We start from the raw sequence: 20,526 nt of genomic DNA, 5'->3' as shown, positions 1-20,526 counted from the left end.
GAACCAGAAGGAGTTTGTTTATGTCTTCATCCTCAGTGGATTTATTGATTAAAGGGGATCTGGTCCTGTCCGACCGGGTCCTGAAAGAGTCCTGTGTCGGGGTGGTTGCCGGAAAGATTGTCGGCATCTATGCCGTGGAGCAAGCTCCGGCCGCGACGGAAACCATCGATGCGACCGGGAAGCTGGTGTTTCCGGGGATGGTCGATGCCCATGTCCATTCCTACAGCAACCTCCACGAACAATTTGAAAATTCCACGGCTGCGGCTGCGGCAGGCGGGGTCACGACGATCATCGAGATGCCCTACGACCAGGGGGCGCCGGTGTTTACTCCGGAGATCTATCGGGAGAAGATCGGCTGGATCGCTGAGAAAGCCAAAGTTGATGTTGCCCTGCTGGCCACCCTGAAGAAAGAAGGGAATGTCGAGGCGATTGCGCCGCTGGCGGAATTGGGTGCCTGCGGGTTCAAATTGAGCGCGTTTGAGACCGACCCCTACCGCTTTCCGCGGATCGACGATAATGTCCTCCTTGAGGTTCTGCCGGAGTTGGCCAAAACCGGTCTCACCGTTGGGTTTCACGCGGAAAATGATGTTATCATTGAAGCTTTGATCAGCCGTTACCGGGAGCAGGGTAAGACCTTCCCCAAAGCCCATTGCGAAACCCGCCCGCCGATTTCCGAAACCCTGGCGGTCGGCAAGCTCCTCGAATTCGCCTATTGGACCGGGGCGGCTCTGCATATCTATCACGCCTCGCACCCGCGTTGCATCGACATGATCGACTGGTATCGGCAGCAGGGCGTCAATGTCAGCGTGGAGACCTGCCCCCATTACCTGATCCTGACCGAAGACGATATGGCAGAGAAAAAGGCTTTTGCCAAGATCAATCCACCGATGCGCAGTGCCGAAGCGGTCGCCGGGATGTGGCAGGCGTTGCTCGACGGCCGGATTGACTGGGTTGCTTCAGATCATGCCCCCTGGCCGCTGGAGAAAAAGAACAACCCGGATATTTTCAGCAACGGTTCCGGAGCGCCGGGAGTGGAATCGATTCTGCCGCTGCTCTTCAGCGAAGGTGTGGTCAAGCGTGGTCTGGGTGTGGTGAGGCTGGCCCAGCTGCTGGCCCTACGCCCGGCCGAGCGCTTCAAACTGGCACCGCGTAAAGGGGCGATCAGCGTTGGTGCCGATGCTGATTTCGCGATTCTCGATCCGACAGCGGAATGGGTTTTTGATGCCGCCGCTACCCAGTCATCGGCCAAATGGTCCCCCTATGACGGCATGCGCGTGCAGGGCAAAGTGGTGCGGACCGTATTGCGCGGCAAAACCATTTTTGCCGACGGCAAGGTCCTGGCCAAGGGCGGCGACGGTTGCTACGTCCCGGCGGTCTGATGGCTTCAGCGGTCGCCGGGAGGTGCTTCCGGCGACCGGTTTAACCCGCCATTCCCGCTCTGGCAGCGGGGGTGTTCACAAGGATGCAAAGGCTTATGCAAAGAATAACAATCAATGGGGAGCGGCTCTGGGCCGATCTGCTGGAACTGGGCCGGATCGGTGGCCTGCCGAACGGCGGGGTGACCCGCCCCGCGCTGTCCGCAGTGGACCAGCAGGCCCGCCTCTGGCTCATCGATAAAATGACCGAGGCCGGGCTCGAGGTGCGTGTGGACGGCATCATGAATGTCATCGGCACTCTGCAATCAGGGCATCCCGAGAGGAAAAAAATAGCCTTGGGCTCCCACCTTGATACCGTTCCGGAAGGGGGCCGATTTGATGGCGCCTACGGGGTCATCGCGGCCCTGGAGTGCGCGCGCAGTCTCCGCGAGAGTGGTTTCTCCCTGCCCTGTGATCTCGAGGTAATCAGTTTCTGTGACGAAGAAGCCGCCCATAATGCCGGCACCGTGGGAAGCCGGGCGATGATGGGGCAGCTCAAGGGCGGAGAGCTCTGTAAAGCCAAAAATGAAGGGGCCGAACCCTTTATCCAGCATCTGCTCAAGCTCGGCCAGGACCCGGAGCAGATCGCTTCAGCCCGGCGCGATCCGGCCGAACTGGCCGCTTTCCTGGAACTCCATATCGAGCAGGGGCGGCGGCTGGAGAGCGAACAACTGCATATTGGGGTGGTCACCGCTATTGTCGGAGTTTATCGCTATATCGTCACGGTCAGTGGTGAGGCGGCCCACGCCGGGACCACGCCGATGGCGCTGCGCAAGGATGCGTTGGTCGAGGCCGCGCCGGTGTTCACCCTGTTGCCGCAGTGGGTTGCCGAGCAGAACCCGGAAATGGTCGGGACCATCGGCCAGGTTACGGTCGCGCCGGGCGCCAGCAATGTTGTTCCGGCTCAATGTCGTTTTCTGGTTGAATTGCGTTCCCAGCAGCCCGAAGATATGCAGCGGGTTCGTGATCGCTTGCTCGCCTATGCCGCCGAGCGACAGGGTTGGAACATCGAAACGATCTATGAAAAGGATAGTGTCCGGTTGGCTCCCGAACTGATCGAGCAGATCGCCGCCGCGGCCGACCAGGAACAGCTGTCCGCGACCTTGATGCCCAGTGGCGCCGGGCATGATGCCCAATCGCTGGCGCCTTTTGTCCCTACCGGAATGATTTTTATCCCCTGCCGTAACGGAGTCAGTCATAATCCGGCTGAAGAAATTACGCCGGCGGCGGCCACCGAAGGCTGCCAGGTGCTGTTAACCAGCCTGCTGCGGATTGCCGCGGCGCAGACCGAAGGGTAAACCACCGATGATGGATCATCCCAAGAATCGTTTCGCCGAAAAGATCAGCAGAAATTCCGACAGTTTTACCCCCAGTGACCGGATGATTGCCGATTATCTGCTGCGGGTCTATCCGTTGGGATTGCTGCAGAATGCGGCCGAGATCGCCGAGGAACTCAAGATTACCGCGTCCACGGTGACCCGGTTCTTTCCGAAGATCGGTTATGACAACATCAAGGAAGCGCGCGCCGATTTTCGTGAAGACATCCGTTTTTTGATCAATTCGCCCATGGACCGCGTCCATGCCCATTCCAGTCAGGCGGACAACAACAATGTCTTCTCGAAAACCCTGGAACAGGATCTGGCCAATATCCAGGATACCATGTGTTCGGTGGGAACCGAGACCGTGGAGCGATTTTTCGAGCTGTTCGACGATCCGCGACGGGTGGTGTACGTGCTGGGAACCCGCAAGGAAGTTTCGCTGGCCCATTATTTCAGCTACCAGATCGCCAGCTTCCGGCATGATACACGCCGCATCGAACCGTCCAATCTGGTCGATCAGCTGGCCAACCTGCAGCCTGACGATGTGTTGGTGGTGTTCGATTTCCGCCGCTATTCCCGCAATCATCTCAAGGCCTGTCAGTATGCCCGCGATGTCGGGGCCAGGGTGGTGGTGTTCGCTGACTCGCCCATCGTGCCGACCGGAACCTGGGCCGATTGCCTGTTCCTGGTCAACACCACGGGGCTGTCGGCTTTTGACTCCTATACCGCCGGCATCTCCCTGATTAACGCCCTGCTTACCATCATGGTCGAGCGCAAGGAGGCGGCCCTGGCAGCCAAGTACGATCGCCTTGAACTGCTTTATAAACGCTTCGACACCTTTATCTATCAGAACAGTGACGGGGCCCAGGGTTCCGGCCGCGAGGAGAGCGACGGATGAAAATCGGCTTTATCGGCCTTGGTATTATGGGGGCGGGAATGGCCGCCAACCTGCTCAAGGGTGGGTTTGATGTGCGGGTCTGGAACCGCAGCGCCGAAAAAACAACCGCCCTGTTGAGCCAGGGGGCGGTCCCGGCGGCAACCCCCGCGGCGTTGGCCGCGGACTCGGATGTCGTCATCCTTTGTGTCAGCGATGCCGCAGCCGTTGCTCAGCTGCTGTTTGCCGAGCAAGGGGTGGTCAGCGGAGCGCAGCCGGGCTTGCTGGTCATCGACATGAGTACCATCAGCCCGCGTGACAGTCGCGCTCACGCCGAACGACTGACCGCTCAGGGGCTGCGCATGCTCGATGCCCCGGTCAGCGGCAGCCGCGAAGGAGCCGAACAGGGAACCCTGTCGATCATGGTCGGCGGCGACCCCGCCACCTTTGAAGAATGCCGGGCCATTTTTTCCGCCATGGGCACGACCCTGGTTCATGTTGGCGAGCGTTGCGGTGATGGCCAGACCGTCAAGCTGGTCAACCAGCTGCTGGCCTCCGGGCATACCCTGATCATGAGTGAAGCGTTGCTGTTTGCCCAGGCCGGCGGAGTCGATCTGGAAAAGACCCTGGCCGCGGTCAGCGCCGGGGCGGCTGGCAGCTGGATGCTCTCCAATCGCGGGCCACAAGTGATCCGCCGCGACTGGACACCGGGGTTCACCATCGACCTGCAGCTGAAAAGCCTCAGCGCGGTGTTAAGTGCTGCCGCCGATCACGGTGTGCCGGTTCCGACCACCGCCCAGCTGTATCAGTATTATCGGGCGCTGCAGGCCCAGGGGTTGGGTGAAGAGGGGCATCATGCCCTGATCAAGGCGCTGGAAGGGCTGGTCGGGTTCAGGGTTGGCGTGGCAGAATAACCAACAGCAAAGGATTGAGCATGGCAAAGTTAGGAATTCTGGTGCTGGGGCAGACCCCACGGCCGGATATTGAAGGGATCTATCGGCATCATCTCCCGGCGGCAGAGCTGCTGACTGGGGGAGGGCTTGATGGCATGAGCACCGCGCAGATCGATGCGCTGGTTGAAACAACACCGGAGTACCCGCTGTTTGTGATCCTGGCGGATGGCAGCACGCGGGAAATCTCAATGCTTCGGCTGATTCCCCTGCTGGAACAAAAAGCCGCTGAACTGGCCGCGGCCGGAGCCGAAGTGATTGTGTTGATGTGCGCCGGGAATTTTCCGGACCTCAACTCTCCGCTGCCGGTCATCTATCCGGGGCGAGTGGTCCCGGCAGTGGTCACGGGGCTCAGTGCCCGGAAAAATATCGGCATTGTCTCGCCCAATACCGGGCAGCTGGAACCGGCTTGCCGACACTGGCGGGAAAAAGGTTTCAGCGTGGTCGGGCAGGTGGCAGCCCCCATCGATATGGAAGCGTTGCAACGCGCTGCCGCTGCGTTCAAGGACACTGGCGTCGAGCTGGTGGTGCTCGATTGTATGGGCTTTAAACCGGCTGCGGTCGAGGTGTTCAAAAGTGTCTGCAACCTGCCGGTGATCTGTCCGCAGCGACTGGTCGCCCGGATGACGGCAGAAATGGTGGGCTGCTGACGCTGGCTTGCTGATGATATTTTTTCGGCGGTCATGGACCGCCGGTTGTTAAGGAGCTGAACATGGAACTCAAAGGAATCTATCCGATTGTCCCGACCCCGTTTCTGGATGACGGGGCGGTCGATTACGCCAGTATCGAACGTTTGATCGACTGCATGGCCGAAAAAAAGGTCCACGGCCTGGCCATCATGGGCGCCCTCGGCGAAGGGCCGAAAATGACCGACGACGAACGCACCGAAATCATCAAACTCTACCGGAAACGGATGCCCGCCGCGATGCACCTGGTGGTCGGCACCCGCGCTCCGGCCACCGATCCGGCCAAGCTGCAGGCCGCCAAAGCCCGTGATCTGGGGGCGGACGCCCTGCTCCTCGGACCCCACGGTATTCAGAAGGACAAGCCGCTGCTGGAATACTACCAGCAGGTCTCGGCAGCCGCACAAATCCCCTGCATCATCCACGACTACCCGGCGGTGACCGGCATCACCATGTCCGTGGAGCTGATCACGCAGATGTTTGCCAGTGCCGAATATGTTCAGTACATCAAGCTGGAAGATCCGCCGACCGGCGCCAAAATGCAGGCCCTGCAGCAGAGCGTCGGTGAGCCCCTCAAGGTGTTCGGGGCGCTGGGTGGCAACTATGCCCTGGAAGAACTGCAACTCGGCGCAGTCGGAATCATGACCGGGTTCGTCTATGCCGAACTGCTGGTGCGCCTTTATCAGTATGCCCAGGCCGGGGAATGGGAGGCGGCCAAGGAGTTGTTCTACGATTTCCTGCCCCTGACCCGCTGGGAGTTCCAGCCGGGGATCGGCATTTCCCTGCGCAAGCACCTGCTCAAACGGATGGGCGTGTTCAGCACCACCAAAGTGCGCCATCCGGGGATGAATGCCGATGCCAAAACCGTGGAGCAGATGCTGCAGATTGTCGAATACCTGAACCGGAAAGGGTATGAGCTGACCCTGTAAGCGGGGAGCGACTATCTGTAACTGCAGGTTGCAGACCGGTTGGTCCCAAACCATGCGGCTCTGAGGCCGTCCTTTCCCCCTCAAAAGAAACCGAGCTGAACGCTGAAACGGAAAATTTCAGCATTCAGCTCGGTTTTTAATTTCCATCCTGACTAAATGATTGCTCTTTGCGATCTGCTCACCATAATCCAGTTCCGACAAAAGCAGAATTTTACAAGGCCTTGACCAGCCCCCCGTCGACCAGGACCGACTGGCCGGTGATGTAAGTGTTGGCTTCGGAGCAGAGGAACGCCGAGAGCTTGCCGTACTCGGCCGGTTCGCCGTAGCGTCCCAGCGGAATGGTCTTGAAGGTGTTTTGCTGCAGCTGCTCCACCGAAATTCCCGCCTTGTCGGCGCGGATCTGGTCGAGCTGGTCGATGCGCGCGGTGCCGATCCGCCCCGGGGCGATGACATTGACCAGGATGCCGTCCTTGCCCAGTTCCTGGGAGAGGGTCTTGGCCAGGCCGACGACGCCGCTGCGGAAGGTGTTGGACAGGATCAGGTTGTCGAGCACCGCCTTGATCGATGACGAGGTCGAGCAGAGAATCCGCCCCGTGCCCGCGGCGCGCATGTGCGGCAGCACTTCGCGGACCGCGCGGACATAGGAGAGCAGGGTCAGCTCATAGGCTTTCTGCCAGGTTTCGTCGTCAAAGGCATCAAAGGTGCCGGCCGGCGGACCGCCGGTGTTGTTGACCAGGGCATAGACCCCGCCGAATTTGGCCACGGTGGTGGCGACCAGCTGTTTGATGTCCTCGGCTTTGGTGATATCCCCGACAAAGTATTCCGGGGCGTTGCCGGTTTCCGCCTTGATCTCGGCCTGGGCTTCTTTGAGCTGATCCTCAAAGGGGCTGAACAACATGACCTTGGCCTGTTCGCGGGCGAATTCGCAGGCGACCGCCTTGCCCAGTCCCGAACTGGAGGCCATAACAATGACTCCCTTGTCTTTCAATCCTAAATCCATGAGTTTTTCTCCTTTTATTGAGTGATGTCCGGAATGGCCCTCGTTTAAATAACTTTGCAGTAATAAACTCGGGACAGCCCCCGTGCGGGGACAGTCCCGGTTTTGCTGCCAGCGACTCTTAAACGAGCGCCATTCGAGTGATGTCCGGGGGCTAACTGTCCCGGAGGGTTTTCTTATCGATGACCGGGCACTCCAGCGGTGCGAAGCCGTCGATGCGGCAGGCGACCTGATCGCCATGACTGATATGGACCGCCCGCGGGGTGCCGGTGGAGATGATATCGCCGGGGTACATCTTCATGACCTGGGAATGGAACGAGACCAGGAAATCCGGCGGGAAAGTCATGTTGGCCACCACATTCTCGGCATGGACCCGGCCGTTATGGATGGTCGCCACCTTGAGCTGCATGACGTCCTCGATCTCATCCGGGGTGACCAGCTGGGGCCCGAAGCTGAAGAAGCTCTCGAAGCTTTTCGACAGAGTCAGGTAGCGCGGGTTGCGGCGGAGGATATCCTCGGCGGTCATATCGATGATGGTGGTGAAACCCGCAACCACGCTCAGCCAGTCGGCGCGTTCGACATCGACACATTCCTTGCCGAAGATCACGCCCAGTTCCGCCTCGGCCGTGGTGCCTTCGGACTGCAGCGGGATTTTGATGGCATCGCCCGGCCCGATGATGGTGGTATCCGGCTTGAAGAAGCTGGCCGGCTCAGTGCTCGGGGCCTTCTCCGCCAGGTCGGCGGCATGGTCGACATAGTTCAGGCCGATGCCGAAGATCTTTCTGGGGGTACGGTAGAGCGGAGCGAAGCTGGCCTCGGCCAGGGGAATGGCGTGCCCGGACAGGGCGGCGACCTGGTCCCGGCCGCCGGCACGATACCAGGCGTTCAGGGGTGCAAGGCGGTCCTGCTGGAGCAGGGCGAGGATGTCGGTGGGCCAGTCTGAGCCGAGCTGTTCATTGATGCTGGCCAGGGTGGTGACCAGCTCGTCCTGGACGATGGCCGCGGTCTCCAGGCCTTTGATTCTGATGGTAGCTAATCTCATCGGTTCTCCTTGTTGCTAATACGCTATGATACCGGAAGGGCAGTCGGCTTCATGCCGCGTTATTGGTATTGCCCAGGGCTCGTGCCACGCAGAAGAGTTCGTATGAGGACAACTTTTCCGCTGCGGTGAGCCGGCCATTGGCGACCGCCATGACCATCTCAAAAAGCTGTTGCCCCTTCTCTTTGATGGTGGCTTCACCGCTGATGACATCCCCGGTATTAAAATCGAAGTTTTCGTTCATCTTTTCAAACATGAAACTGTTGCCGGTCAGTTTGATCACCGGGGCCAGGGGAAAGCCGGCCGGGGTGCCACGGCCGGAAGTAAAGGCCACCAGTTGAGCGCCGCAACCGATCATTCCGGTGACCACCTCGCCATCATGGCTCTCATAATTCATGAGAAACAGGCCTTTCTGGTCCGGGACTGGTGGAATGGCGTATTCGAGGACATCCGTCACCGGGGCAGTGCCTCCCTTGTAGACGCCACCAAGGGCCTTTTCGACAATATTGCTGACCCCACCATCGTAGTTGCCCGGGGAGATCAGTTCATTGCGGCCAGCATAGCGTTCATCGCAACCGGACCGCAGCTTGTCTTCGATTCCATAGATAGCGGCGTAGACTTTGGCGGAGATTTCCGGGGTTATGGCCCTGCCCGCCAACATGTCTTCAGTGCCGATCAGCTCATTGAGCTCGGACAAGATGGTGCTGCCGCCCTGAGCGACCAGCAGGTCGGACATGGCGCCCACCACCGGATTGGCGGCCAGGCCGCTGGTGGCGTCTGTTCCACCGCATTTCACGGCAATCGTCAGCTCTGAGATATCGCATTCGACGCGCGGGCGATCGGTCTCCTGCTGCACAAAACGGCGTGCGATCTCGACCCCTTTGGCGATGGTCCTGGACGAGCCGCCTTCCTCCTGAATCACCAGCATTTCAACCGGTTTGCCGGTTTTTTTGACGGCCTCGTAAAGTTCCGTCGGTTTGAAGCGCTCACAGCCCAGGCCGATGACCACAACCGCCGCGACATTGGGGTGATTCCCCATGGCAATCAGGGTACGGGCGGTTAACTCTAAGTCAAAACCGACTTGAGAACAGCCCACCGGGTGGCGCAGAGCAACGGTTCCCTCGACCTGGCGGGCAATGTTTTCCGCCACATTATTGGCGCAAAAGACCGAAGGGATAATGGCGATATGGTTTCTGATGCCGATTCTGCCATCAGCACGGCGATAACCCATGAATTTCATTTGATCAGCTCCCTTCTGACTTTTCCCCGGTCGCAGCCCATATTGTGGCCATGGATCCAGTAGCCTTTAACAGTGTCCGCCAGCATATAACCGATCTGTACCCCGTATTTCATGACCGGACCATTTTTTACGGTATCTTTAATCAGAACTTTATGTGCAAAATCAATATCTTCACGAAGCTCAATCTCTTCGCCCGCCACACTGATTTTATCGCCCTTACTCCCTTTTTCCAAAAGAACGGCGACGGAATCTTCCGGATTGAGGACAAGGGACCTTAGTAATTTTCCCATTGGATGAATACTCCTGTTCACTTTATGGAGAAGACAAGAACGCTCAATAAGTCAATTCTTGTGTTCTTCGTTAACTGCTCCGTGTCCCGGCGCTGACTCCCTTGCAAACGAAAACCGCTGGCATGGTTTCGAAAAGGCGGGGCGCTAGAACAGATTGCCATTTGTATCGAATGACAGAGGATATGGCTCCGATATGATTTCGATGAAGGGGCTGTCTGCGGCCTCCTTCATCAGGCTTGTGGAGATTTCAACCTCGTCCATTTCATTGGTGTTTTTGATTCTCATCAGTCTGACCTGGCTTTGATCGAAAACATTACTGGTCCTGATTGCGGCCTGGATGGCATGACGATCATTTTCCAGCACCATGGGGATCATAACGCTCAAGGGAACGGTGGAGGTCAGTGCGTTAGGATAGGTTTTCTCAAAGCTGAATTTTTTATACGCCCGCCTGGTGGTCATATCGACGATTCCCAGTCCGTTGCCATTGCCATGACTCCGGGCCGTGATATCGAGAACCGCCACCCTGGTGATCCGCGGGCCACCGCTGATGAACGGCGTGTGATAACGGCCAACGATATTGGTATCGAAGCCGGTTCCGCTGATATCCTTGCCGATTTCATCCATGATCAGCACATCCAACTGGTCGAACGCCAATCTGGCACAGAGCTGCTTGGATTCTTCCTGCAGGGCCGGCTCCCGGTCCAGTATATCCGCAGTCGGGATCACTTCGATCCGGGCGGTTTCGTGGTAGGCATTTTCGAGCAGACCGATGCCAAACAGAATATTCGCTTCGGCAATGACTTTTTTGGCGATAAGCGGGATATTTTCGGCCATTTTCCCGAAGCCCAGGCGATGGCAGGCTTCAGCTCCGCGCTGCTTGCCCAGGCCGATGGTGATCATTTTGGCCAGGCCGCTTTCATAGGGACCGCGAAATGAACTGTGCGGTTTGATCCGATTGATAATGATGATGCCGTCGGCTTCATGGGCGAATTTGTCAATCTGCGCCGGCAATCCGGGAGCTGCTTCACCCAGAACAACCGTTTCCATCGTTGCTCTGATCGGGGCGCCCATCGCTGCGGCGGAGACCCCCATCCCTTCCAGCATCTCCTGCTGACCAGGGGCGGTGGCCCCGCCATGCGAGCCCATGGCGGGGATGATAAAGGGGCTGGCGCCGAGCTTTTTAAGTTCGGCAACCAGGGCTCTGACCAAGAGTGGCTGGTTGCTGACTCCCCGGCTGCCGACCGTAATGGCAATCGACATTCCGCTTTTGACACGGCTGAGGACCCCGCTACGGTGCAGCTTGTCCAGAAACTCCGCCTCGGGATCGCTGGACACCGGTCGCGGATAGGTTTGTCTGGCCCTGACCATCTTCGGAATGGGAATCGGATCGAGCAGGGTATTGAAAATATTCATGACAGATTCCTCACACTCTTGACCTGCCGTTACCGGAACAGCCAGGCGGCTCCTTCTTCCGAGCCGGCAACTCCCTGGCGATAAGCCTGCAGCGAACCTTTAACCTCCCGTTGCGGCTTAATGACTTTTTTCAGCCGTTCGGCAATTTCTTGTTCCGGCACATGCAGAGTGATGGAGTTCGTGTTGAGGTCGATCTCAATAATATCGCCATCTTCGACCGCAGCTATCGGTCCGTTGTCCCAGGCCTCTGGAGCGATATGTCCAACGCAGGGGCCTTTTGATGCGCCTGAATAACGGCCATCGGTAATCATGGCCACCGAGGTATGCAGCCCCATCCCGACCAGCATCGCGGCCGGAATCGACATTTCCCGCATGCCGGGTCCTCCTTTCGGGCCTTCATACTTGATCACCAGCACCGATCCCGGCTCCACTGGTTTGGTCAGCATGAAATCCCGGACATCTTCCTCCGAATTGAAGACCACGGCCGGCCCCCGGTGATGATACATCTTGGGATCAACCCCGGTTTTCTTGACCACTGCGCCCAGCGGAGCGAGGTTGCCGAAGATGATGGAAAAACAGCCCCCTTCAGCGAGAGGATCGCTGATGTCGCGGATGATCTCCCGATTGACGGGGCCCTGGACACTATCGACAACCTCTTTCAGGGTGGTGCCGTAAAAGGCCATGTCGGTAGCGAGGTTTAAAAAGCCCTGAATCGTCTTCAGGACTGCGGCAACCCCGCCGGCTTCGTCATAGTCATTGATATTGTATTGGGACGATGGCTTGAATTTGGCGATGACCGGGACCGAGGCCTGAACCTCGTCAAATTTATGCAGCGGCAAAGAGGTTTCCAGCGCTTTTGCAACCGCAATCAGGTGCAGGATGGCGTTGGTGGAACCGCCCGTGGCGGAAATGTACTTGATGCCGTTTTGCAGGGCATCATCGGTAAAGTAGGAGCGGAAATTTTTCTTTTCCTTGACCAGATCGACAATCCGTTCCCCAACCCCGCGTGCCTGCCAGACCTTGGCGGAAGAGCTGAACAGCATGGTTGATGAGCGCAGCGGGGCGATTCCGGTGCTCTCCAGAAAGGAGCCCATGGTGTTGGCGGTGCCGAACATGGAACAGGTTCCCGAGGAGCTGCACATCCCGGTGATCCAACGTTCCATGGTCGCGTCGTCGATATCACCGACGCGATGCTTGCCCATGGCTTCTTTCAGGTCGCAGGTCACATAGACTTGGCCCTGCTCTTTGTAGGGCTGCATGGCGCCGGCGGTCAGAAACAGGGCAGGCAGATCGATGTGGGCCGCGGCCATGAGCATGCCGGGGACGATTTTGTCGCAGGAGCAAAGGAACACCAGCCCATCAAAGCCGTGCGCTTTGACCATGGATTCAATGGACGCGGCAATCAGATCACGTTGGACCAGAATGTAATGCATGCCGATACCTTGAGCCATTCCGTCACAGGGCGCCGGAACATTGAACTCGACCGGGGTGCCGCCGTTGGCCCAGACTCCTTCGCGAACGTGGCCGGCCAGTTTGGCCAATGGCTCGTGTCCCGGATTGACATCGGTCCAGGAATTGACAATGCCGATAATGGGTTTGTCGATGTCCTTGCGCCTGAACCCGCAAGAACTCATCAGGCCTGAGTAATAGGCCTCGGTAATATTGTTAATGTCGCCGCGCTTACTGGACATGAAAACTCCTCAAAAACAACATCATTGGGTGCCGCTCTTCTGCATCAGGGGCAACGGGATGTCGACCGACGGGCAGAAGTGATGCAGGAGAGCTGACAGTTATCGTGGTTGAATCATCTTGGCCTGTTTCGCGCTGAAAGCCATGACACTGACCACCAGCTCTTGCGCGTAAAGCCATGGATGATTCGCCCTGGATTGCATTGCAAGCTCGGGTGAAGAGCTCTGGACCAGCTCACAGAACCGAGACATTCAGCTCTCCGATCTGGTCGATTTTTGCGTTAATGACATCACCGCTTTTGATCTGGCTGACCCCTGCCGGGGTTCCGGTCAGCACGATATCTCCGGGCAGCAAGGTGAAATACTCAGATGCGGCAGAGATAATCTGGGGGATTTTGCGCATCATCAGTGCGGAAGAGCCGTCCTGACGAACCTCTCCGTTAACGGTCAAGGTCATTTGCAGGTCATGGGGATCGTCGATTCTGGAGGCTGCGACAAAATGGGACAGGGGGCAGGAGGTGTCGAAGCCTTTGGCGATCTCCCAGGGGAGGCCCTTTTTCTTCTGGTTGCTTTGGATGTCGCGCAAGGTCAGATCGATCCCAATGCCGTATCCTGCGACACAGCTCATGGCATCTTGCTCGGCAATTTTTTTTGCGGTCTTGCCAATCAGGACCGCCAGCTCGAGTTCATGGTGGCAGTCTGCGGACCCAGGGGGTATCTCGATCCGGCCGCCTTCGCCAATGATACTTGTCGCCGGTTTGATAAACAGGACCGGCTGCTCCGGGATCTCGTTGTCCAGTTCTTTGATGTGGTCAAAATAGTTTCTGCCGATGCACACGACTTTGCCCAGCGTATAAGTATCTGTCGATCCTTCAGGTTGAACTTGATACATAAGCTCACGTCCTTACCGTCAAATAAGCTTTGAATAAATGCAATTCCGGATCCTGGTCAGGGTTAAGGCTGGCCGGGATTTCAATTCATTGTTTGCTAAAAAGTACCCCGCCGCACGCAGCGGGGCGAGAGATGCCTGATGGCATCACCACAGGTGCTATTCATCCAGCGGGGGGAAGGAATTTGCCCCGCTGGAATTCGGGTTACTCACTGACATCCTTGATTCTTTGTTTACTGGGACGAAACTTCAGCAGCCTGGGGATCCAGGAAAAAAACGGCGTACATTGCAGAATCGAAAGCAGGGCAATGGCCAACAGGGTTGCCGCAATCGGGCTCTGCATGAAAACCATCCAACTGCCACCGCTGATCAGCAGCGACTGATGCAGACTGACATTGAGCAGATTCCCCAGGATCAAACCGACAACCATGGGGGCGGCCGGAATTTTGAGTTTGTCCATGGCATACCCGAGCAGGCCGAACGCGAACATCAGCATGACGTCAAAAATATTATTGTTGATGGAAAACGACCCGATAACGCACATGACGATGATCATCGGCGCCATGATGGTATCTTTGACCTTGGTCACAAAAATACTCATGCGGGTCATCAGCAGGCCGACAACGAACATGGCGATATTCGACAACATGATGGCCCAGATCAGGGTATAGGTGACATCGGCATAGTCGGTCATCAGGGTCGGTCCGGGCATGATGCCATGGACCATCAATCCACCCATCAACACCGCCGCAGAGGAACTGCCGGGAATACCCAACGAGATTGTCGGAATCAGCGCTCCCCCGACCACCGCGTTGTTGGCGGACTCGGCGGCCGCAACGCCCTCCATATAGCCAGTGCCGAATTTTTCCTTATGCTTGGAAAAACGCTTGGCTTCGTTATAAGAAAACCAGCAAGCGGTATCTCCACCGGTGCCGGGAATCAGCCCGGTAAAGATGCCGATGAACCCACCGCGCACCATTGTTACGATCATGCTTTTAAATTCTTTCCAGGTCGGCAGCATCTTGTCGCTGATACTGTTGACCACCGCCTTGCGATTCGGATCATCTTTTTTCTCGATCAGGCGGATCGCCTGCGGGATAGAGAACAGCCCGATCAGAGCGACAACGAAAGATATCCCGCCGAACAGGTTGATGTTGCCGAAAGTAAAGCGTGGTACTCCGGTGATGTTATCCATGCCGACCATGGCGAGCAGAGCGCCCATACTGCCGGAAAGCAGCCCGAGGATCGTTGAGCCGCGGGACAGCGAAGCAATAATTGTCAGCCCCAAAACGGCGACAGCAAAGAGTTCAACCGGACCGAATTGCAGGGCGACCTGCCCCAGGATCGGGGCGATGGTCAGCAGGGCGATACTGCTGATGACCCCGCCGACCAGTGAAGCGGTCAGCGACACTCCCAGTGCCTTGCCCGCCTGCCCGTTCTGGGCCATCGGATAGCCGTCAAGAACGGTTGCTGCAGCGGCCGGAGTGCCCGGAGTACGTAACAGTATCGCGGCGATGGAGCCGCCGTACATGGCGCCCATATAGAGGGAGGCCAGCATGCTCAAGCCCGAAGCGGGTGGCAGTGGAAAGGTCAGCGGCAGCAGCAGGGCAATGGCCATGGTGGCAGAGAGCCCCGGCATGGCCCCGACAAAAACACCGATCATTGTCCCAACCACCACCAGCAGCAGATTGAGGGGGTGAATGACATCCATGAAACCTGTCAGGACGGCATCATAAATCATGACAGAACTCCTTACTCGAACTCAAGCAGTCCCATGGGGACCGGCAGGTTCAGAAACAGCACGAACAGCAGATAGACAAAAATGGTGAAACCGACGGCAATTGCCATGGCCCAATAGGCTTTGGTCGATTTGAGGTAAACCAAAGTGCCGAACAAATACAGCGGGGTGGCAATAAAATATCCCAGCGGCTTGATCGTGAGGATATAGGCGGTCAGGACGCCGACAAAAAATGCCCTTCTGATTTTGCTGTTACGTTGTTCTTCAGGGGTAAGTTGTTCTGCTTTGGCGACTTCGGCCATAATTGTTTCGAGTTCATCTGGTTTTGCTTTTACCGGCTCCCCTTTTCGCAATTTCCAGAGCTGTTCCAGGATCATCAACGTCGATAAAATGGCCAGGGCCAGGAGCAGCAGGCGCGGCATCTGATAAGCCGCTTTGGGCATATGCAGGGTTTGGATGAAAAAGGCCACAATCATCACATCAATCAGTCCTGCAAAGGCAACGTACGGATACAGCTTTTTCATTCAGGTTTCTCCCGAAAGAGTCCCGATGCGGGATTCCCGCATCGGGAAGACATGATTAGTGCGTATATTGGTCTTTGACTTCGTTCCAGATTTCGCCAAACATTTTTTCCTGCTTTTGCAAATAGGCTTCGTAGTCGGGGCCGTATTTCAGGTCCAGGGTCAACGCTCTTTCTTCTGCTGTCTTGTGGAAATCCGGGTTGTCGCCCATGGCTTTAAAGGCCTTGATGAGAGCTTCCTGGGCTTCTGCGGGAATCCCCTTGGGAGCGCTGTAGCCGCGCGAGGAACCGGATACGACATCGTAGCCAAGCTCTTTCAGCGTCGGGACGTCGGGGATATTCGGGTTGCGCTCTTCGGCGAACAGGACTAGCGGGCGCAGGTTGCCGGCTTTGATCTGCGGGAAAGTGATGCCCAGGTTGTTGAAGCTGGCGTCGATCTTTCCGCCCATGGCGGCTTGCCAGGAGGGGCCATCCCCCTGGAATGGGATCATCTGGAATTTCAGACCGCTGGCTTTTTCAACGATCAGGGTGGTAAAAAAGTCGTCGCCGCCGATGCCGGAGTTGCCGACGGTGATCTTGCCGGGATTCTTGCGCGCAGCGTCAAAAAATTCCTGGGCGGTTTTGTAGGGGCTGTCTTTGCTGACGACGACGATGCCGGGGTCGGTGACAACATTGGCGATCGGGGTCAATTCGTTGATGTTATAGGAAATTTCCTTGTTCATGATGTAGTTGGTCATGAGCATGGGGGTGTTGGTGATGGAGATGGTATAGCCGTCGTTGCGGGTTGTTTTTGCCAACTGGGTCCAGGCAATGGCGCCGGTGGCACCGGGAATATACTGATTGACGAAGGTCGTCCCGATCGCTTTTTCCAGGAAGGGCTGGGTCAACTGGGCCAGCGCATCGCTGCCGCCACCAGGCTTGAATCCCTGCATGACATTAATCGGTTTTTTGGGATAACTTGCTGCCATGGCCGTTGTCGCCAACAGCCCGACACTCACCATGACGACCAAGATTGTTGCCAGGATCCGTTTAACTCGACTCATCGAAAAACCTCCTCGTTTGTAGATCTTCGTCATGAAGATCGGGTTGATTCCTTTGCTGCGAAACGCTGGCGAGGCAGAATTTGTCGCAGGGCAGAGGATTGAATTTGAAGCTTTCCTGAACTAATCCTTTAAAAAGAACAGCAGCTCCGAATTTTTACTTTTCCTTTCATGGCAGGATGGAAAAATTGAATTCGGCTTTATCTGCTTGCAAAAGTTTTCAAAGGCTCAAGACGAGCGCTCTCTTCCTGAACAACGGGATAATCTGTGCGATGGTTTTCGATTGATGCTGCGAACACTCCTTGCATGACTATGATGATTGAACCCTAACTAACATGGGGTTGAAATCATGTCAATGAAATTATCAATAATCTTCTTGATAAGAATGTCGACGGAATTCTCAGACCTTTACCGCCTGTTTGATGAAATCTGGGACGGGCGATAAAAACCAATCGAGACTCTTTAACTTATTGATTTTCAGAGATGAGGAAGGCGTATTTTTCTCCGCCGTGCACCTCAACATCTCGGTCTTTTAGACATTCAATAAACGGGAGTGAGAATTTTCCCGGTTGCGAAAAAGGCTTCCAGATTGGTGATAGCCAGCTGAATCATGGTTTGACGGGTTTCTGTTGTTGCGCTGCCGGCGTGGGGGGAGAGCAGGACATTGTCGAGGTTCAGAAAACGCTGATTGATGGCTGGTTCACTGGCATAGACATCCAGAGCCGCTCCAGCGATTTCACCTGTTTCAAGTGCAGTGAGCAAGGCCTCTTCGTCAACGACTGAGCCACGCGCGATATTGACAAAATAACCTTGCGGGCCAAGGGCTCTCAAAATTTTGGCATCAATCATATGCCTGGTCTCTGCTCCACCGGGAACCACTGCGATGAGAATGTCAGAAGCATTGGCGAGTTCGGTCAGCGATGGGGCATAGTGCCAGGGCAGCGGTTTCCGCTGGCGGGAGAAATAAGCGATGGTGGTTCCGAACGGCTCCAGCCTGAGCCCGATTTCTTTGCCGATCCTGCCCATGCCGATAATGCCAACCCGTTTGCCGGCCAAGCCTCTGGTCAGCGGATAGGCCTGCTTTAACCACAGGGATTTGCGCACAAATTGATCCGCTGTGTGAAGCTGCCGCAGCAAGCCGATCAGCATGCCAATACAGAGTTCTGCCACCGCGGCATTCAGAACCTCGGGCGTATTGCTCACCACAATTCCCCGGTCGCGTGCAAAGGAGACCGGAATGAGATCATAGCCGACACCGCAGGAAGCGATGATGCGCAGGTTGGGTAAAGACCTGATTAATTCTTCGCTGATCCGGATGTTACTGCGGGTAATCAGCCCTTGTACCTGCTGTTTCAACTCAGGCCTGGCGGCAAGGTCCTGTTCTGTCCAGGGGATGACCCGCTCGGTGACCTCGCGCTGCATCAGCGCTGGGAAAGTGCCTACTTGAAGGATGTTTGTCAGCATCGTGACTCCTTGCGGTGAAACATTCTGCCGGGGTGCTGATCTTTCTGCTTGACAATATTTCAGCTAAATTTAATATTGTCAATTATATTATCAATAATATCAGTGCCCCTGTTTTATTTACCTGACGGAGGGATCATGTTAATTAAGAAGGAAAATGAAAACTATGAGGGGAGTTCACAGTATGACGTTTGCGGCTCAAAAATCTGAACCATCCGTTGCAGAAGAAAAGGTGACCCGGGTTGAACAATTGACCAGCCAGTTGGAAGAGGATATCGCTCTTGGCCGGCTCAAGCCACGGGAGCGACTGATTGAAGATGAACTGATGGTACGGTTCGACGCCAAACGCAATGTGGTCCGCCAGGTGCTGTTTGAACTGGAGAAGTTAGGGCTGGTGGTCCGAGCCAAAAACAAGGGGGCTTTTGTCAAATATTTTGAGCCGCGGGAAGTGGAAGATATCTATGTTGTCCGGGAGTTGCTCGAAACCAAAGCCATCGAGTTGATTCCTCTGCCGGTTTCAAAAGCCATGATCGAAGAGCTGAAGGTGATCCATCGGGAATACATGGACGCCAAGAAAAAAGGGGTTTTGTCGGTCGTTTTCAGGAAAAACATCGCCTTCCACAAAACAATCTACCGGGCCTGCAATAACCCCGCCCTGTTTGAAGCTATTGAATTGTATATGATGAAGTCTCACGCGATTCGTTCTTACACATTTATCAATCCACAGTTGGTCGATCAGATGGCAACGGAGCATTTAGCCATGATTGAAGCGCTGGTCAACGGGGATCTAAAGCTCTTGAAAAATCTTATGTTGGAGCACCTCAAACCGGCCCGAGAGACGTACTATCTGCTAAATAAACTGTGAAAAACTAACCACCCGGACAATTCTTTTTGCTGTGACCGCTGTTCCGCATATATCTGGCCGTATCCCATTCCAGGACCCGGCGCCTTGCTGCTGCCTGTTAAGCTACCCAGCATCACGCTGGTGACTTGCGGTCGTCCTGGTCACCTTATCGTTGTTTTTCTGTCATCATTCAAGGAGCAATTTCCCCATGGAACTCAAAGGAATCTATCCGATCGTCCCGACCCCGTTTCTGGATGACGGTGCGGTCGATTACGCCAGTATCGAACGTTTGATCGACTGCATGGCCGAAAAAAAGGTCCACGGCCTGGCCATCATGGGCGCCCTCGGCGAAGGGCCGAAAATGACCGACGACGAACGCACCGAAATCATCAAACTCTACCGGAAACGAATGCCCGCCGCGATGCACCTGGTGGTCGGCACCCGCGCTCCGGCCACCGATCCGGCCAAGCTGCAGGCCGCCAAAGCCCGCGATCTGGGGGCGGACGCCCTGCTCCTCGGCCCCCACGGTATTCAGAAGGACAAACCGCTGCTGGAATACTACCAGCAGGTCTCCGATGCGGCGAAAATCCCCTGCATCATCCACGACTACCCGGCGGTGACCGGCATCACCATGTCCGTGGAGCTGATCACGCAGATGTTTGCCAGTGCCGAATATGTTCAGTACATCAAGCTGGAAGATCCGCCGACCGGCGCCAAAATGCAGGCCCTGCAGCAGAGCGTCGGTGAGCCCCTCAAGGTGTTCGGGGCGCTGGGTGGCAACTATGCCCTGGAAGAGCTGCAGCTCGGCGCAGTCGGAATCATGACCGGGTTCGTCTATGCCGAACTGCTGGTGCGCCTTTATCAGTATGCCCAGGCCGGGGAATGGGAGGCGGCCAAGGAGTTGTTCTACGATTTCCTGCCCCTGACCCGCTGGGAGTTCCAGCCGGGGATCGGCATTTCCCTGCGCAAGCACCTGCTCAAACGGATGGGCGTGTTCAGCACCACCAAAGTGCGCCATCCGGGGATGAATGCCGATGCCAAAACCGTGGAGCAGATGCTGCAGATTGTCGAATACCTGAACCGGAAAGGGTATGAGCTGACGGTGTAAGAAATTTCTGAAAGTTCCGGCTGTTTGTTTGTCCGGTCGGGAAGGTGTCGCCGCTGTCTTTTTTGTTCCAAAAGGAAGGATGGCGGCGA

19 protein-coding genes are annotated in these 20,526 nt (G+C 56.4%); 8 read left to right on the top strand and 11 right to left on the bottom strand.

The window, feature by feature from the left end; all coding sequences use genetic code 11:
- Positions 1-20: 20 nt before the first annotated feature.
- The 6 genes from N909_RS0107490 to N909_RS0107465 all read left to right on the top strand — a co-directional run bounded on the left by N909_RS0107490 (position 21) and on the right by N909_RS0107465 (position 6,170).
- A complete protein-coding gene (locus tag N909_RS0107490; protein ID WP_029913633.1) occupies positions 21-1,379 on the top strand; it encodes a dihydroorotase in 1,359 nt (452 codons plus the stop codon).
- Positions 1,380-1,474: 95 nt separating this feature from the next.
- A complete protein-coding gene (locus N909_RS0107485) occupies positions 1,475-2,713 on the top strand; it encodes a Zn-dependent hydrolase (RefSeq protein WP_051689593.1) in 1,239 nt (412 codons plus the stop codon).
- A 7-nt stretch (positions 2,714-2,720) separates the two neighbouring features.
- Positions 2,721-3,632, top strand: coding sequence for a MurR/RpiR family transcriptional regulator (locus N909_RS0107480; RefSeq protein WP_029913627.1), 912 nt, complete (start codon positions 2,721-2,723; stop codon positions 3,630-3,632).
- Complete coding sequence (locus N909_RS0107475) at positions 3,629-4,522, top strand: NAD(P)-dependent oxidoreductase (RefSeq protein WP_029913625.1); 894 nt, start codon at positions 3,629-3,631, stop codon at positions 4,520-4,522. Before N909_RS0107480 ends, N909_RS0107475 begins: the two co-directional genes overlap by 4 nt.
- Positions 4,523-4,542: 20 nt before the next feature.
- Positions 4,543-5,208, top strand: a complete 666-nt coding sequence (locus N909_RS0107470; RefSeq protein ID WP_029913623.1) for an AroM family protein — start codon at positions 4,543-4,545, stop codon at positions 5,206-5,208.
- Positions 5,209-5,270: 62 nt separating this feature from the next.
- Positions 5,271-6,170, top strand: coding sequence for a dihydrodipicolinate synthase family protein (locus N909_RS0107465; RefSeq protein WP_029913621.1), 900 nt, complete (start codon positions 5,271-5,273; stop codon positions 6,168-6,170).
- A 211-nt stretch (positions 6,171-6,381) separates the two neighbouring features.
- Here N909_RS0107465 and N909_RS0107460 read toward each other — a convergent pair whose 3' ends face one another.
- The 11 genes from N909_RS0107460 to N909_RS0107405 all read right to left on the bottom strand — a co-directional run bounded on the left by N909_RS0107460 (position 6,382) and on the right by N909_RS0107405 (position 18,488).
- The gene (locus tag N909_RS0107460; RefSeq protein ID WP_029913618.1) at positions 6,382-7,170 is read right to left on the bottom strand and encodes an SDR family oxidoreductase; all 789 of its coding nucleotides are present in this window, start codon (positions 7,168-7,170) and stop codon (positions 6,382-6,384) included.
- A 151-nt stretch (positions 7,171-7,321) separates the two neighbouring features.
- On the bottom strand, positions 7,322-8,209 hold the full coding sequence (locus tag N909_RS0107455) for a fumarylacetoacetate hydrolase family protein (RefSeq protein ID WP_029913613.1): 888 nt from the start codon (positions 8,207-8,209) through the stop codon (positions 7,322-7,324).
- Between the two features lie 49 nt (positions 8,210-8,258).
- A complete protein-coding gene (locus tag N909_RS0107450; RefSeq protein ID WP_029913610.1) occupies positions 8,259-9,446 on the bottom strand; it encodes a UxaA family hydrolase in 1,188 nt (395 codons plus the stop codon).
- Positions 9,443-9,736, bottom strand: a complete 294-nt coding sequence (locus N909_RS0107445; RefSeq protein WP_051689592.1) for a UxaA family hydrolase — start codon at positions 9,734-9,736, stop codon at positions 9,443-9,445. The genes N909_RS0107450 and N909_RS0107445 overlap by 4 nt, the downstream gene beginning before the upstream one ends.
- Before the next feature lie 144 nt (positions 9,737-9,880).
- Positions 9,881-11,149, bottom strand: coding sequence for a nickel pincer cofactor-dependent isomerase, group 22 (locus tag N909_RS0107440; RefSeq protein ID WP_029913602.1), 1,269 nt, complete (start codon positions 11,147-11,149; stop codon positions 9,881-9,883).
- A gap of 29 nt (positions 11,150-11,178) precedes the next feature.
- Positions 11,179-12,840, bottom strand: a complete 1,662-nt coding sequence (gene ilvD, locus N909_RS0107435) for a dihydroxy-acid dehydratase (RefSeq protein WP_029913599.1) — start codon at positions 12,838-12,840, stop codon at positions 11,179-11,181.
- A 232-nt stretch (positions 12,841-13,072) separates the two neighbouring features.
- Positions 13,073-13,729: a fumarylacetoacetate hydrolase family protein gene (locus tag N909_RS0107430; RefSeq protein WP_029913596.1), complete on the bottom strand. Its 657-nt coding sequence runs from the start codon at positions 13,727-13,729 to the stop codon at positions 13,073-13,075.
- Between the two features lie 202 nt (positions 13,730-13,931).
- The gene (locus N909_RS0107425) at positions 13,932-15,467 is read right to left on the bottom strand and encodes a tripartite tricarboxylate transporter permease (protein WP_036682985.1); all 1,536 of its coding nucleotides are present in this window, start codon (positions 15,465-15,467) and stop codon (positions 13,932-13,934) included.
- An 11-nt stretch (positions 15,468-15,478) separates the two neighbouring features.
- Positions 15,479-15,988: a tripartite tricarboxylate transporter TctB family protein gene (locus N909_RS24505; RefSeq protein WP_051689591.1), complete on the bottom strand. Its 510-nt coding sequence runs from the start codon at positions 15,986-15,988 to the stop codon at positions 15,479-15,481.
- 55 nt (positions 15,989-16,043) lie between these two features.
- The gene (locus tag N909_RS0107415) at positions 16,044-17,027 is read right to left on the bottom strand and encodes a Bug family tripartite tricarboxylate transporter substrate binding protein (RefSeq protein WP_029913585.1); all 984 of its coding nucleotides are present in this window, start codon (positions 17,025-17,027) and stop codon (positions 16,044-16,046) included.
- Positions 17,028-17,564: 537 nt separating this feature from the next.
- On the bottom strand, positions 17,565-18,488 hold the full coding sequence (locus N909_RS0107405; RefSeq protein WP_029913582.1) for a 2-hydroxyacid dehydrogenase: 924 nt from the start codon (positions 18,486-18,488) through the stop codon (positions 17,565-17,567).
- A gap of 181 nt (positions 18,489-18,669) precedes the next feature.
- On the opposite strand from N909_RS0107405, the gene N909_RS0107395 reads away from it, so the two are divergent.
- Both N909_RS0107395 and N909_RS0107390 read left to right on the top strand, forming a co-directional pair.
- Positions 18,670-19,350 (top strand): GntR family transcriptional regulator, encoded by a 681-nt coding sequence (locus tag N909_RS0107395; RefSeq protein WP_029913579.1) that lies wholly within the window; start codon positions 18,670-18,672, stop codon positions 19,348-19,350.
- Positions 19,351-19,537: 187 nt separating this feature from the next.
- Positions 19,538-20,437, top strand: a complete 900-nt coding sequence (locus N909_RS0107390; protein WP_029913576.1) for a dihydrodipicolinate synthase family protein — start codon at positions 19,538-19,540, stop codon at positions 20,435-20,437.
- The last annotated feature ends 89 nt before the right edge of the window (positions 20,438-20,526 follow it).

Source organism: Pelobacter seleniigenes DSM 18267 (assembly GCF_000711225.1).
GTDB lineage: Bacteria > Desulfobacterota > Desulfuromonadia > Desulfuromonadales > Geopsychrobacteraceae > Seleniibacterium > Seleniibacterium seleniigenes.
This window is presented reverse-complemented; position numbering and strand designations above follow the sequence as displayed.

Excerpts from the sequence above, each read along its gene's own strand:
- N909_RS0107475 (WP_029913625.1), top strand. The coding sequence starts at position 3,629 with ATGAAAATCGGCTTTATCGGCCTTGGTATTATGGGGGCGGGAATGGCC.
- N909_RS0107450 (WP_029913610.1), bottom strand. The coding sequence starts at position 9,446 with ATGAAATTCATGGGTTATCGCCGTGCTGATGGCAGAATCGGCATCAGA.
- N909_RS0107480 (WP_029913627.1), top strand. The coding sequence starts at position 2,721 with ATGATGGATCATCCCAAGAATCGTTTCGCCGAAAAGATCAGCAGAAAT.
- N909_RS0107405 (WP_029913582.1), bottom strand. The coding sequence starts at position 18,488 with ATGCTGACAAACATCCTTCAAGTAGGCACTTTCCCAGCGCTGATGCAG.
- N909_RS0107440 (WP_029913602.1), bottom strand. The coding sequence starts at position 11,149 with ATGAATATTTTCAATACCCTGCTCGATCCGATTCCCATTCCGAAGATG.
- N909_RS0107415 (WP_029913585.1), bottom strand. The coding sequence starts at position 17,027 with ATGAGTCGAGTTAAACGGATCCTGGCAACAATCTTGGTCGTCATGGTG.
- N909_RS0107465 (WP_029913621.1), top strand. The coding sequence starts at position 5,271 with ATGGAACTCAAAGGAATCTATCCGATTGTCCCGACCCCGTTTCTGGAT.
- N909_RS0107445 (WP_051689592.1), bottom strand. The coding sequence starts at position 9,736 with ATGGGAAAATTACTAAGGTCCCTTGTCCTCAATCCGGAAGATTCCGTC.
- N909_RS0107470 (WP_029913623.1), top strand. The coding sequence starts at position 4,543 with ATGGCAAAGTTAGGAATTCTGGTGCTGGGGCAGACCCCACGGCCGGAT.
- N909_RS0107425 (WP_036682985.1), bottom strand. The coding sequence starts at position 15,467 with ATGATTTATGATGCCGTCCTGACAGGTTTCATGGATGTCATTCACCCC.
- N909_RS24505 (WP_051689591.1), bottom strand. The coding sequence starts at position 15,988 with ATGAAAAAGCTGTATCCGTACGTTGCCTTTGCAGGACTGATTGATGTG.
- N909_RS0107485 (WP_051689593.1), top strand. The coding sequence starts at position 1,475 with ATGCAAAGAATAACAATCAATGGGGAGCGGCTCTGGGCCGATCTGCTG.
- ilvD (WP_029913599.1), bottom strand. The coding sequence starts at position 12,840 with ATGTCCAGTAAGCGCGGCGACATTAACAATATTACCGAGGCCTATTAC.
- N909_RS0107455 (WP_029913613.1), bottom strand. The coding sequence starts at position 8,209 with ATGAGATTAGCTACCATCAGAATCAAAGGCCTGGAGACCGCGGCCATC.
- N909_RS0107395 (WP_029913579.1), top strand. The coding sequence starts at position 18,670 with ATGACGTTTGCGGCTCAAAAATCTGAACCATCCGTTGCAGAAGAAAAG.
- N909_RS0107390 (WP_029913576.1), top strand. The coding sequence starts at position 19,538 with ATGGAACTCAAAGGAATCTATCCGATCGTCCCGACCCCGTTTCTGGAT.
- N909_RS0107490 (WP_029913633.1), top strand. The coding sequence starts at position 21 with ATGTCTTCATCCTCAGTGGATTTATTGATTAAAGGGGATCTGGTCCTG.
- N909_RS0107460 (WP_029913618.1), bottom strand. The coding sequence starts at position 7,170 with ATGGATTTAGGATTGAAAGACAAGGGAGTCATTGTTATGGCCTCCAGT.
- N909_RS0107430 (WP_029913596.1), bottom strand. The coding sequence starts at position 13,729 with ATGTATCAAGTTCAACCTGAAGGATCGACAGATACTTATACGCTGGGC.